This is a genomic window from Planococcus halocryophilus, from assembly GCF_001687585.2.
Classification (GTDB): Bacteria; Bacillota; Bacilli; order Bacillales_A; family Planococcaceae; genus Planococcus; species Planococcus halocryophilus.
In genome coordinates, this window is record NZ_CP016537.2 from 67,221 (window position 1) to 80,194 (window position 12,974).

At 42.0% G+C, this 12,974-nt stretch carries 10 protein-coding genes and 1 tRNA gene; 7 read left to right on the top strand and 4 right to left on the bottom strand.

Going from position 1 to position 12,974, the window contains the following annotated elements:
- Together BBI08_RS00290 and BBI08_RS00295 are read left to right on the top strand one after the other, a co-directional pair.
- Entirely contained in the window at positions 1–291 is a 291-nt protein-coding gene (locus tag BBI08_RS00290) for an RNA-binding S4 domain-containing protein (protein WP_008498568.1), read from the top strand.
- A 346-nt stretch (positions 292–637) separates the two neighbouring features.
- Positions 638–2,050 carry a D-alanyl-D-alanine carboxypeptidase family protein gene (locus BBI08_RS00295; protein ID WP_065528381.1) on the top strand — a complete coding sequence of 471 codons (1,413 nt, stop codon included), beginning with the start codon at positions 638–640 and terminating at the stop codon, positions 2,048–2,050.
- A 42-nt stretch (positions 2,051–2,092) separates the two neighbouring features.
- Here the strand turns inward: BBI08_RS00295 and argF are convergent, their stop codons facing one another.
- From argF to BBI08_RS00310, 3 genes are read right to left on the bottom strand one after another with little or no spacing between them, the layout of a single operon-like run.
- Positions 2,093–3,046: an ornithine carbamoyltransferase gene (argF, locus tag BBI08_RS00300; protein WP_065528382.1), complete on the bottom strand. Its 954-nt coding sequence runs from the start codon at positions 3,044–3,046 to the stop codon at positions 2,093–2,095.
- On the bottom strand, positions 3,043–6,138 hold the full coding sequence (locus tag BBI08_RS00305) for a carbamoyl-phosphate synthase (glutamine-hydrolyzing) large subunit (protein ID WP_065528383.1): 3,096 nt from the start codon (positions 6,136–6,138) through the stop codon (positions 3,043–3,045). The genes argF and BBI08_RS00305 overlap by 4 nt, the downstream gene beginning before the upstream one ends.
- On the bottom strand, positions 6,131–7,201 hold the full coding sequence (locus BBI08_RS00310) for a carbamoyl phosphate synthase small subunit (RefSeq protein ID WP_008498562.1): 1,071 nt from the start codon (positions 7,199–7,201) through the stop codon (positions 6,131–6,133). The genes BBI08_RS00305 and BBI08_RS00310 overlap by 8 nt, the downstream gene beginning before the upstream one ends.
- A gap of 278 nt (positions 7,202–7,479) precedes the next feature.
- Between BBI08_RS00310 and BBI08_RS00315 the strand changes: the two genes are divergently transcribed.
- Positions 7,480–7,902 (top strand): FtsB family cell division protein, encoded by a 423-nt coding sequence (locus tag BBI08_RS00315; protein WP_008498561.1) that lies wholly within the window; start codon positions 7,480–7,482, stop codon positions 7,900–7,902.
- A 119-nt stretch (positions 7,903–8,021) separates the two neighbouring features.
- Positions 8,022–8,444, top strand: a complete 423-nt coding sequence (locus BBI08_RS00320; protein WP_008498560.1) for a S1 domain-containing RNA-binding protein — start codon at positions 8,022–8,024, stop codon at positions 8,442–8,444.
- A 157-nt stretch (positions 8,445–8,601) separates the two neighbouring features.
- Here the strand turns inward: BBI08_RS00320 and BBI08_RS00325 are convergent.
- Positions 8,602–8,675 (bottom strand) — tRNA-Met (locus BBI08_RS00325).
- A gap of 113 nt (positions 8,676–8,788) precedes the next feature.
- Here BBI08_RS00325 and tilS point away from each other — a divergent pair.
- The 3 genes from tilS to ftsH all read left to right on the top strand — a co-directional run bounded on the left by tilS (position 8,789) and on the right by ftsH (position 12,903).
- On the top strand, positions 8,789–10,180 hold the full coding sequence (gene tilS / locus BBI08_RS00330; protein WP_065528384.1) for a tRNA lysidine(34) synthetase TilS: 1,392 nt from the start codon (positions 8,789–8,791) through the stop codon (positions 10,178–10,180).
- Between the two features lie 31 nt (positions 10,181–10,211).
- The gene (hpt, locus tag BBI08_RS00335; RefSeq protein ID WP_008498559.1) at positions 10,212–10,763 is read left to right on the top strand and encodes a hypoxanthine phosphoribosyltransferase; all 552 of its coding nucleotides are present in this window, start codon (positions 10,212–10,214) and stop codon (positions 10,761–10,763) included.
- 121 nt (positions 10,764–10,884) lie between these two features.
- A complete protein-coding gene (gene ftsH, locus BBI08_RS00340; RefSeq protein WP_040851051.1) occupies positions 10,885–12,903 on the top strand; it encodes an ATP-dependent zinc metalloprotease FtsH in 2,019 nt (672 codons plus the stop codon).
- The last annotated feature ends 71 nt before the right edge of the window (positions 12,904–12,974 follow it).

Genomic DNA, 12,974 nt, shown 5'->3' on the forward strand with positions numbered 1-12,974 from the left:
ATGAGACTCGATAAATTTTTAAAAGTATCCCGCTTGATTAAGCGTCGTACATTAGCTAAGCAAGTAGCGGACCAAGGACGTATCACAGTGAATGGCAACAAAGCAAAAGCAAGTTCGGTTATTAAAGAAAATGACGAGTTGCAAATCCGTTTTGGTCAAAAAGTCGTAACGGTGCGTATTGATATGTTAAAAGAAGTCGCGAAAAAAGAAGATACAGTGAACATGTACACGATTTTAAACGAGGAAAAGCTAGAAAAAGTAGAACCTGAATTTATTGATGACGAAGCATAAAAACCTGGCTTGAGCAGGTTTTTTTATACTGTGGAGAAAGTCCTGAATAACCGTATTTTCCGAAGCTTATCGCTCGCTTTCCGTGGGGCGGGCATCGAGCCTCCTCGTTCGCTCACGCTCTCTGCGGGGTCCCTCAAACCCGCTATTCCCACAGGAGTCGAGCGAATGCTTCTCCAAATACTAATCAGGTCACTTGGTTTCTAACTAATAAAATTAGTTGGTTTGATGAAATATACTAGGGTATTAACTTATTTAACACTCTGAAAAAAACCTGCCTTGTGCAGGTTTTTTTAGATTATAATGGCAATAAGTTATATCCGACAAAAGGGGTTACTGAGAGGAATTGATGAGATTGCCGAAAAAGTCGTTAAATAAGAAACTTGGATTAGCATTTGCAACATTGTTATTGGCTTTAACACTAGTCCCGGAGCCGAGTCATGCTGCAAGTTCTTTTAAAGACGTTACAAGTTTTAATGAAGAAGTTGATTTTCTAACAGGGTTAGGCATTATCAAAGGGTTTCCGGATGGTAGTTTTAAGCCAGCAGCTGCGATTACACGGTTAGATGCTGTCCGAATGATTTTGCGTGAATTAGATGATAAAGATACCGTAGGCACGGATCCTGGCTTTGCGGACTTAACACCTGATGCATCAGGATATGATGAAGTGGCCAAAGCGGTGAAACTAGGTTTTATTGAAGGGAAAGAAACGAAGGAAGGCATAAAATATTTTGATCCAAAAGGTCAACTAACACGTGGAGAAATGGCTAAGATTTTAACGCTAGCTTATCAATTAAAAGCAGATAAACATGTTGCTTTTACCGATGTTAGTTCTTCGTATTGGGCTAATGCTTATATTAGTCGTTTGGCAACAGCAGGTGTGACGAATGGATATCCTGGTGGAACATTCAAACCAAAAGAATCTTTGCAACGTCGGCATTTCGCGGCGTTTATGGCGCGTCTTTTAGCTCCTGAAAAATTCCCGCTTGCGTCAAAAAAAGTGGAGTCGCCTGTGACTTACATAACGACTGATCAATTAAATATGCGCTCAAAACCAAATGCGAGTAGTTCTCTTGTGGGCTCTATCCCTAAAGGGGGAAAAGTTGAATACATTAGCAAAGAAGGCACTTGGTATACAGTGAAATATGGCAGCAAGACGGGATGGGTCAATTCCGCTTACTTAAGTGATAAAGCAGCTAGCCCCCAAATTGCTTATCCAGCACCATCTACAAAGACACCCGGAACTTATGCAGCGGGCGTGTTAATCGTCAACAAAAAATACGGCCTGCCCTCTAGCTATAACCCAGGAGTTAATAAACTGGCGCAAAAAGCCGTAGATGCTATGGTCGTTGCGGCGAAAAAGCAAGCAGTTCAGTTGACGGCTTTTAGTACATTTCGGTCGTATAATCGTCAAAAAGAACTTTATAATAATTACGTCCGCAAGCATGGAACAGCAGAAGCCAATCGGTTTAGCGCAAAACCTGGTTATAGTGAACATCAAATGGGATTAGCGTTCGACTTGGGTGGTAGCAATCAATCGCAATGGCTGAAAGAATCGTTTGCCACGACAAAAGAAGGCAAATGGCTTGCGGTGAACGCTCACCAGTACGGATTTATTCTTCGGTATCCTAAAGGCAAAGAAAAAATTACCGGCTATATGTATGAGCCTTGGCATTACCGTTATATAGGATCTGAATTGGCTCTCAAAGTGAAAAATAGCGACAAGACTTTAGAAGAATATGTGAATGTTACTGGGAAATAAAAAAAGCCTTAGGAATCAAAAATTCCTAAGGTTTTTTGGTGTTTATTTATCGCCCATCAATGCAACAAGTACCGCTTTTTGTGCATGTAAACGATTTTCAGATTGCTGAAAAATGACCGAATGCGGACCTTCTAAAATAGCAGTGGTCACTTCTTCCTCGCGGTGAGCAGGCAAGCAATGCATAAAGATAAAGTCTTTATTGGCATACTTGATGAGTTCTTCGTTTACTTGAAACCCTTGGAAATGTTCTAGGCGTTCAATGGTTTCTTGTTCTTGCCCCATGCTCGCCCAAACGTCTGTATAAACGGCGTCACTACCAGTAACCGCTTTTTCCGGGTTATCCGTAATTTCAATGGTCGAACCTGTATATTGCGCAATATCTTTTGCTAAAGCAACCATTTCTGGTGTAGGGGCATAGTTAGCAGGAGAAGCAATGCTAATATCCATACCGACTTTAGCGGCCCCAATCATCAATGAGTTGGCCATATTGTTACCATCTCCGATGTAGGCCATTTTCTTGCCTTTTAACGTCCCGAAATGCTCGAGCATCGTCATTAAATCAGCCATCACTTGGCATGGATGGTAATCGTCGGTTAAGCCGTTGATCACTGGAATCGAACTGAAATCCGCTAGTTCTTGAACCGTTGATTGGTGATATGTACGAATCATCAACCCGTCCAAATAACCTGACAAAACGCGTCCAGTATCAGCAATGGTTTCACCGCGTCCGAGTTGTGTATCTTGCGAACTCAAGAACATGGCGTGGCCTCCAAGTTGAAGCATTCCGGCTTCAAATGAAACGCGCGTACGGGTAGAGGATTTTTCAAAAATCATGCCGAGCACTTTTCCTTTTAACAGTGGCAAATGTTTGTTTTCAGGTTTTTTTAATTCAATAGCCAGATTCAGCAAATCCATCAATTCAGTTGTGCTGTAATCTTTTAGCGACAAAAAGTCTTCTTGAATAATTGATGGGGCAAATGGAATCGCCATAGTCATTTTGCAAGCACTCCTTTCGGTAATAAGGTAGATGTTAAGCTGCCGTTAAACGCAGCCATTGTTTCAGGGCGTGTCCACACGTGGAGACGGTGGATTGCCGCCTGTTTAGCATTTGTACTGTCCGGGTCAGGAGAAAAATCGATATACGCTTTTTTATTTTCTGTTTGTAACCAGTCATCAAAAGACTGAGTACTTTCGGTGACGATAACGTGTCCAAGCGTTTTCCATAAAGTGCTGTCCACGTGATCGATCGATGATTCTGCAACAAATAATGTGCCACCTTTAGCCAAGTCAGCCAATTGAACAGAAGCACCGCCTAGCGCTTTTGCTAACGCTAAATCTAAATCTGAACTTGATCCAATCACTTCGCCTGTCGACATCATTTCGGGTGATAGAACAGGAGACAAGCCAGGTAGTTTAATATGAGAGAAGACCGGCGCTTTTACAGTATATTCAGGTTGTCCGTTGAAACTCTCTTCAATGGCCAGTTCTTCAAACGGTACGCCTAACAATAAAGCCGTAGCATGTTGAACGAGTGGTACATCAGTTATTTTCGAGCTGATTGGCGCAGTACGTGATGCTCGCGGATTAATTTCCATAACGAATAATTGATTGTCTTCGTAAACAAATTGGATATTAAATAAGCCGGTATAGTCCATGTTTGTGGCGATGTGTTTTGCTGTTTCAGTTAGTTCTTGCAAGGCATATTCTGATAATGAAACAGGTGGTGTAACCGAGATGCTATCACCAGAATGAACACCGGTTCCTTCAACGTGCTCGAAAATAGCCGATACCCAAACATTGTCGCCATCGGTTAAAATATCCGCTTCGACTTCTTTTCCAGTAACAAAATGATCGACCAATACAGGGAACGCCATTGTCGTTTCGTGCAACCAATCAGTCAGTTCTTTTTCATTCGCTAACACAACCATGCCGCGCCCACCGATAACGTAAGAGGGACGCAATAACACGGGGAAGCCGAGTGAACGAGCTGCCGGTATAACATCGGTGGCATTCAGCGCAGTTTTACCAGGAATGGTCGGTAAGTCAATCGATTCCAAAAATGCATAAAAGCGATCGCGGTCTTCCATTTGGTCTAGTAAATCCACTGTCGAGCCGAGAACCGTAATGCCCGCGCTTTCTAAAGCTGCTGCTACATTCAGTGAAGTTTGTCCACCAAATTGAAGAATGACTTGATTGATGCCTTCAAAGTCCAACACATTCAAAATGTCTTCCGGAGTAATTGGTTCAAAGTACAGCGCGTCTGCTATTTCGTAATCAGTGCTGACGGTTTCAGGATTATTATTAATCATAATCGCTTCATAACCGAGTTTTTGAGCGGCTAAAACACTGTGTACACAGCAATAATCAAATTCGATGCCTTGACCAATGCGAATTGGACCCGATCCGATCACCGCTACTTTTTTCTTATGGTGAGGTCGGCTGACATCTGAAGCACCTTGCCAACTCGAATAAAAATAATTGGTATTTGACGAAAATTCAGCAGCGCACGTATCAATCATGCGATAAGCAGGAGTTACTTGCCAAAGCCTACGTTGCCCCCAAACTTCAGAACACGAAACATTCCATAAATCTGCTAGTTGTTGATCGCTAAAACCTAATGTCTTTGCTTGAAGCAAGCGTGCGCGTGTCATGTTGTTCCAGTCGGTTTGTTGAAGTTTCTGCCATTCTTCAACGATATTGTTCATCACCCATAAGAAGTAGGGGGTAATGCCTGTGATGCCATGTAAAAAATCAATCGGTTTGCCACGTATCAATAATTCGAAAAGTACGAACAGGCGACGATCATCGGCTTTAACAGCCAATTCGCATAAATTTTCTGTTGAAAAATTGCTAAGAGCAGGTAAGCGGAAGCCGTCGATTGGCAACTCGAGTGAACGAATGGCTTTTTGCAAAGCCGCTTCCATGCTACGTTCAATTGCCATAACTTCACCAGTAGCTTTCATTTGTGTACCCAGCTTGCGTTCGATTTGTGGGAATTGATCAAATGGCCAACGCGGAATTTTAACCGCTACGTAATCGAGTGCTGGCTCGAAACTAGCAAATGTAGTGCCCGTCACTGGGTTTTTTAATTCTGCTAATTGATAGCCAAGTGCCAACTTCGCTGCAATTTTAGCAATCGGATAACCGGTTGCTTTTGAAGCGAGAGCAGATGAACGACTCACGCGCGGGTTAACTTCGATTAAATAATAAGCGGAAGTTTCAGGATGTAGCGCAAACTGTACATTACAGGCACCAATAATGCCAAGCGCTTTAATAATATGAATCGAGGAACTACGCAACATATGGAAATCTTTATCGTTTAATGTTTGACTAGGTGCTACGACAATTGAGTCACCTGTATGCACACCGACGGGATCGAAGTTTTCCATATTGCAAATCGTGATACACGTTCCGTCTGCGTCACGCATTACTTCATATTCGATTTCTTTATAGCCAGCAATACTGATTTCGACCAGACATTGCTTGATGGGACTGGCACTTAATCCTTGTTTGACTAAGTCAATATAGGATTTTTCATCTTGAGCAATACCGCCACCAAAGCCGCCAAGCGTATAAGCTGGACGCACGATGAGTGGGTAGCCCGCGGATTCCGCAAATTCCAAAGCGCCTTCAATCGAATAAATAATGTCGCTATCAGGAACCGGCTCGCCTAGTTGATTCATCAAAGAGCGGAATTGTTCACGATCTTCCGCTTGTTTAATGGCTTTCATATCCGTACCCAGTAACGCAACACCATATTTCGTTAAAATACTTGAATCAGATAAAGCCATTGCTAAGTTTAAGGCAGTTTGCCCGCCAACTGTCGCAAGCAAACCATCCGGTCGTTCTTTTTCGATAATGGCAGTGACGCTATCTAACGTTAGCGGTTCGAAGTAGACTTTATCGGAAATAGATTGATCGGTCATGATCGTCGCAGGATTATTATTGATTAAGATGACTTCCACGCCTTCTTCTTTTAATGCGACACAAGCTTGTGTGCCAGAATAATCGAATTCAGCGGCTTGTCCGATGACAATGGCACCTGAGCCAATGACCAATACTTTTTTTATGTGTTCGTGCTTAGGCATGGACTTTCACTCCTTCTTGCTGCTTCGCTACATGTAAAAATTGCTCGAATAATTCAAGATGGTCAGTTGGACCAGGTGCTGCTTCTGGATGAAATTGGACGGTAGTTACTGGTAAGGTATCGTGAACAAGTCCTTCGATACTGCCGTCGTTGACATTTTTATAAAGAACCGAAAAAGGTGTGGGTGTAAGGCTATCGCTTTCGACGACATAGCTGTGATTTTGTGAACTCATGCTGACGCGTTTTGTTTGCAAGTTCATTACAGGGTGATTCGCTCCGCGGTGACCGTAGGCGAGCTTCGTCGTTTTCGCGCCAAATGCGGAAGCTAGTACTTGATGGCCAAGACAAATGCCAAAACTCGGATATCGCTCTGCCCAATCGCGGTATGTCGGAAACAGCTGTTGAAGAGCTGCGGGGTCTCCAGGACCATTTGAGAATAGCAGACCATCAAGGCTGAGAGAATCGAGCTGTTCTGTTGAGGTTGCATAAGGAATGATCGTCACTTTGCAATCAAGTAGCAGCAATTGTTTCAAGATGGACGATTTATAATGGAAATCAATCAACCCAATATGCGTCGCACCGTTTCCGATTGTTAGAAGCTCTTGTGTTGTTTGAGTAGCAGAGAAGAAATGCGTTTGCACCGGCTCCCAAGCTAATTCGGAGAAAGACTCGTGCAGCAATTGCGATTGCATCGTGCCGGAATCGCGAATGTTTTGGATAACAGAGCGCGTATCAACACCGCTTAAAATCGGAATGCTGTGGTTATTGGCAAACGCAGCGAGTGAGAGGGCTTCATTGCAAAGCGGTCCTTCATATAAGTTCGCAACAATAATGCCGGCTGCTTGAATCAGATCAGATTGTGCATAAAGCGATTGGATTCCGTATTGTCCAATAAGAGGATAAGAAAATACAATGATTTGCCCTTTGTACGATGGATCTGTTAAAACTTCTTCGTAACCAGTCATGCCTGTGAAAAAGACAATTTCTCCTTGAATTGCAGAAGCTTTGCCGTGCCACTTACCATTAAATACTTTTCCATTTGCTAACGTTACTGTACCTGACATTCTTTCACCCCTGTTTTATTCATTGATAATGTATATTTATAAAATCTTTTTTTTGGTTTTCATTGAAATTCCCTTGAATGTTAAGTGAAAAGATAATGATAAGTATTATATGTCTGTATAAAAATTAAGTCAACTGTATTTTTATAATGAAATAAAAATCAGTCGTAAGTCCTTATCGAAGAAAGAAGTGAAAAAAGGGAAAATTATTGAAAACGCTTATAATCTTAGGGCATTTCATGTATAATAATGACAAAGTTAGTATGAAGGGAGAGCGGGTCATGAGTTTGAAGAGAGATAACACAGCTGAAAAGCGCGAAGTCACCTCAATTCGCAATGACTATGTCCGTTCGGTTGAAATCGAAGAAAAGCGCAAGTCTGCTCACAAAGTTCGATTAATGAGAAGATTGGCAGTACTTGGGTTTGTGATTTTAATGGCAACTATATGGATTGGGTCGACTATTTATGCACAAACACAAACTATTTCTGAAAAAGCGCAGCTTCGTGAAGAAGCGTTGCTAGAACTTGAACAAGTTGAAAAGCAGCAAAATCAGCTAGAAGAACAAATCTTGCTATTGAACGACGAAGAATATTTGGCTAAATTAGCGCGTAAAGATTACTTCCTATCAGAAGAAGGAGAAATCATTTTTACTACACCACATGACGAAAAAAAAGATGAAGAAAAGCCATCAGAAAAAGAGTAGTCAGTTGACACTCTTTTTTTGATGGTTATAATAAAAAGTGGGACAAGTCCCGCAAAATGACAGCGTGACCCAATATCACTTTGGAGTCACCTTAAATTTTAAGGAGGAGCATTTTTTTTATGTCGATTGAAGTAGGCAGCAAGTTAGAAGGTAAAGTCACAGGTATTACAAACTTTGGAGCATTTGTTCAGCTTCCAACTGGTGCAACAGGCCTCGTGCATATAAGTGAAGTAGCCGACAACTATGTTAAAGATATTAACGATCATCTTAAAGTTGGCGAAATGGTAGAAGTGAAAGTCATGAATGTAGAAGCAGACGGGAAGATTGGGCTTTCGATTCGTAAAGCGAAGCCACAACCAGCCGGCAGCACAGAACGACCACAACGACCACGCCCAAGCAACAATCGTTCATTTGATCGCGCTCCAAAAGAGAACTTTGAAACAAAAATGGCGAAGTTCTTAAAAGATAGCGAAGAAAATATGACGACCTTAAAGCGCGCGACTGAATCAAAACGTGGCGGTAGAGGGGCAAAAAGAGGCTAACTTGCTAGCTGTTTTAATAGTATAGGGAAATGCTTCAATACAGCTTGAAATTTATACTGAAACGCTTCTCAACTTGAGAAGCGTTTTTTTTACTATTAATTTTTGAAATAAAAAAAGCAGCGCCCTAGAAGGACGCTGCTTTAAAATGAAACTATGATGGCGGCAGAGGGGATCGAACCCCCGACCTCACGGGTATGAACCGTACGCTCTAGCCAGCTGAGCTACGCCGCCTTGTTTAAACGAACATTTAATAGCATACTATTGATAGATGCGTCTGTCAATTACAATTCACAATATTTTTTAGACAGATTTTAAAGACAGAGATAAGCAGGTGAGATGAAGAAATGGGGAGTTTTCAAGTATTACTGATGCAATACATTAACAAGCATAAACTGCTGCAAGCTGGAGATAAGGTACTCGTTGGTTGTTCAGGCGGAATTGATTCGATGGTCTTACTTTATTTCTTGAATTCAATAAAGGCCCAACTAGGTATTTCAGTCGCGACTGTTCATGTAGATCATATGTTAAGAGGCGAAGAATCTCATAAAGATCGCTTGTTTACCGAAGAAAAAGCGAAACAATGGGGCATTGAATGCTTTAGCCGAGCGATTCCCATTCCAGCGATTTTAGAAGAAAAGGGCGGTAATAAGCAACAATTATGCCGAACTGAGCGCTATAGTTATTTTCTCGAAGTCATGGAACAAACCGGTGCGACTAAATTTGCTACGGCCCATCACGCGGACGATCAACTCGAAACAATTTTGATGTCAGGAGTACGAGGTAGTTTGCAGGATGGCTCGTTTGGCATGTTAGCTAGTCGCCCGTTTGGAGGCGGTCAGTTGATTCGCCCGCAATTGGCAGTGGTCAAAGAGCAAATTGCAGCATATGCAAAAGCGCAAGGCATTTCATATCGTGAAGATTCGAGTAACGCTGAAGCGGCATATACACGGAATCGTTTGCGCCAAAAAGTTTTGCCGCTCTTAAAAGAAGAAAATAACAATGTTTCTCAAAACTTTGTGGAGCTAGCTGAAGATATGCAACAAGATCAACAGTTTTTACAGGATTTAGCCGAACAGAAATTGAAACAAATAATGAGAGTGGAAAATGAACAAATCATTTTATCTGCCAAAAGTTTCAGAGTTGAAGCGTATGCTTTACAAAAAAGAATGGTTCTACTACTATTAAACTATCTATATAATCCGAAGCAAGTTCCGTTAACGAGACAGCTGACCGAACAAATGCGGGAAATGATGCAAAGTTCATCGGGCACTGTTTTTTTACATTTGCCGCAAAATTATATAGCGATCCGCCAATACGACACGGTTTTTCTCAGTCGCCAATCGCAACAAATAGTGACTGGACTGACATCCATCAACATTACCGCTGACTGGACGCCTGTTTACCATGGCCGCCAGTATAAGGTGATGCCAACTGTTCGACAAGAACAAACGGGAAATGCCACAACTTGGTATTTTCAAGCACCGGAAAACGCCAGTTTCTTTTTGCGAAGCAGAAAACCGGGTGATCGGATTCTACTTACGGGGATGAATCATCCAAAAAAACTGTCTCGTTTAATGATTGATGAAAAAATCCCTGTGCCTATGAGAGAAAGTTGGCCTGTCATCACCACTGACAAAAATGAACTTTTATTAGTGCCAGGCTTACGACCATCCGCCCTCGTTAGCCGTCAAAAGCGCGATGGAGACAATTGGGTGCTAATTGAAAAACTTTTATAAAATGAAAACAAGGAATACTAGGAGGTCCACCATGTTACAGAATGACATTAAAGAAATATTAATTAGCGAAGAACAATTGCAGGACAAAGCACGTGAACTAGGAGCGACGTTAACAGAGGATTATAAAGGCAAATATCCACTAGCTATCGGCGTTTTAAAAGGTGCAATGCCATTCATGGGAGATTTGATGAAACGCATTGACGGTTTTATTGAAATGGATTTCATGGATGTTTCGAGTTATGGCAACGCAACTGTTTCTTCTGGAGAAGTTAAAATTGTGAAAGATTTGAATGCGAGTGTTGAAGGGCGCGATCTTCTAATCATCGAAGACATCATTGATAGCGGGATGACACTTAGCTATTTAGTGGACCTGTTCAAGTACCGGAAAGCAAACTCAATCAAAATCGTTACCTTATTGGATAAGCCAACAGGGCGCAAAGTAGACTTGAAAGCGGATTATGTTGGTTTTGAAGTGCCTGATGCATTTGTTGTTGGGTACGGCTTGGATTACGCAGAAAAATACCGGAATTTACCGTATATCGGAATTTTGAAGCCTTCAATTTATAGCGAAGAAGCAGAATAGACAACGATCGTTCACAGTCTATCGATTAAACAGCGAGAATAAGGCCTTTTCGTTGTATGCTGAAATGTTCCTATGGTAGTATTTAGTATAGTTTTAGGGAAACTTTATGAGGGGGCGCGGGATGAATCGGATATTTCGATACACCATATTTTATTTACTGATTTTCCTAGTTATTATCGGGATTCTGGGTACCTTTAACAATAGTAACCAGCCGACTGAAAATATAGGATATAACGAATTTTTGGAAGCATTGGAAAATGGAGAGATTGAGGAAGTTACAATCCAACCGGATGCTATGGTTTATGAAGTGACAGGGAAAATGACTGGATATGAAGAAGGTCAATCTTTTGTAACGAATATTCCAATAGAAAACGAAGCGTTAACTGCTGAAATTGATGCAGTCGCAAAAGCACAAGATGGTGTCGAGATTGAATATTTGAAAGCTCCACAAACAAGTGGTTGGGTTTCATTTTTCACAGGTATCATTCCATTCATCATCATTTTCATCCTTTTCTTCTTCTTACTTAATCAATCACAAGGCGGCGGAGGCGGTCGTGTGATGAACTTTGGTAAAAGTAAAGCGAAGTTATATGATGATCAAAAACAAAAAGTTCGCTTTAATGACGTAGCTGGAGCAGATGAAGAGAAACAAGAACTTGTAGAAGTTGTTGATTTCTTGAAAGATCCGCGCAGATTCGCAGACATTGGCGCTCGTATTCCAAAAGGTATTTTACTTGTTGGACCTCCGGGTACCGGTAAAACCTTACTAGCACGTGCTGTTGCCGGAGAAGCAGGCGTTCCATTCTTTTCTATCAGTGGTTCGGACTTTGTTGAGATGTTCGTCGGTGTTGGGGCTTCTCGAGTTCGTGATTTGTTTGAAAACGCGAAGAAAAATGCACCTTGTATCATTTTCATTGATGAAATCGACGCAGTTGGACGCCAACGTGGCGCTGGTCTCGGTGGTGGACACGATGAGCGTGAGCAAACATTAAACCAACTATTGGTTGAAATGGATGGCTTTGGTGCAAACGAAGGCGTTATTATTATTGCTGCAACAAACCGTCCGGATATTCTGGATCCGGCTTTGCTTCGTCCAGGACGTTTTGACCGTCAGATTACTGTAGGTCGTCCGGATGTTAAAGGCCGTGAAGAAGTTCTTAAAGTTCACGCGCGCAATAAACCGCTTGACGAAAATGTTGATTTAAAAGCAATCGCTCAGCGTACGCCTGGGTTCTCAGGTGCCGATTTAGAGAACTTATTGAACGAAGCAGCACTTGTTGCGGCTCGTCGCAGTAAACTTAAAATTGATATGTCTGATCTTGATGAAGCCTCTGACCGCGTTATCGCAGGTCCTGCTAAGAAAAACCGCGTTATTTCGAAAAAAGAACGCAATATCGTGGCATTCCACGAAGCGGGCCATACGGTTATCGGGTTAACGCTTGATGACGCTGAAACTGTTCACAAAGTAACTATCGTTCCTCGCGGACAAGCTGGCGGCTATGCTGTTATGCTACCAAAAGAAGATCGTTACTTTATGACAAAACCTGAATTGCTTGATAAGATTTCTGGTTTACTAGGCGGACGTGTAGCAGAAGATATCATGTTCGGTGAAGTATCAACCGGCGCTCATAACGATTTCCAACGTGCAACGGCAATTGCCCGCAGCATGGTAACGGAATACGGCATGAGTGATAAAATCGGTCCTGTTCAATTCGGTACAGCGCAAGGCGGTAACGTATTCTTAGGGCGTGACTTTAACTCTGAACAAAATTATTCAGATGCCATTGCTTTTGAAATTGATCAGGAAATGCAACGTATTATTAAAGAGCAATACATTCGCACGAAAGAAATTCTGACTGAGAAGAAAGAACTTCTTGAATTGATTGCGACGACATTGCTTGAAGTGGAAACTTTAGATGCAGGTCAGATTCTGCATTTGAAAGATCACGGTACGCTTCCTGAACGAGATTACGAAACGTTAAACGGTGATTTCGGAGACGAAAGTAAAACAAATTTAAAAAAAGATAGCGACACTTCAGAAGCGATAGGTGCACCAGCTGATCCTTCAGCGGGAGACTTGCCTTCAGAAGACGTACAAACGGACTCAGTAGGAGATTCGATTGACGAAAAACGCAAATAGTAAAAGTGACGAGCTGGTTGCCTATTCCCTTACTAAAGGGAAGGCAATCAGCTTTTTGCTTTCTTTAAATT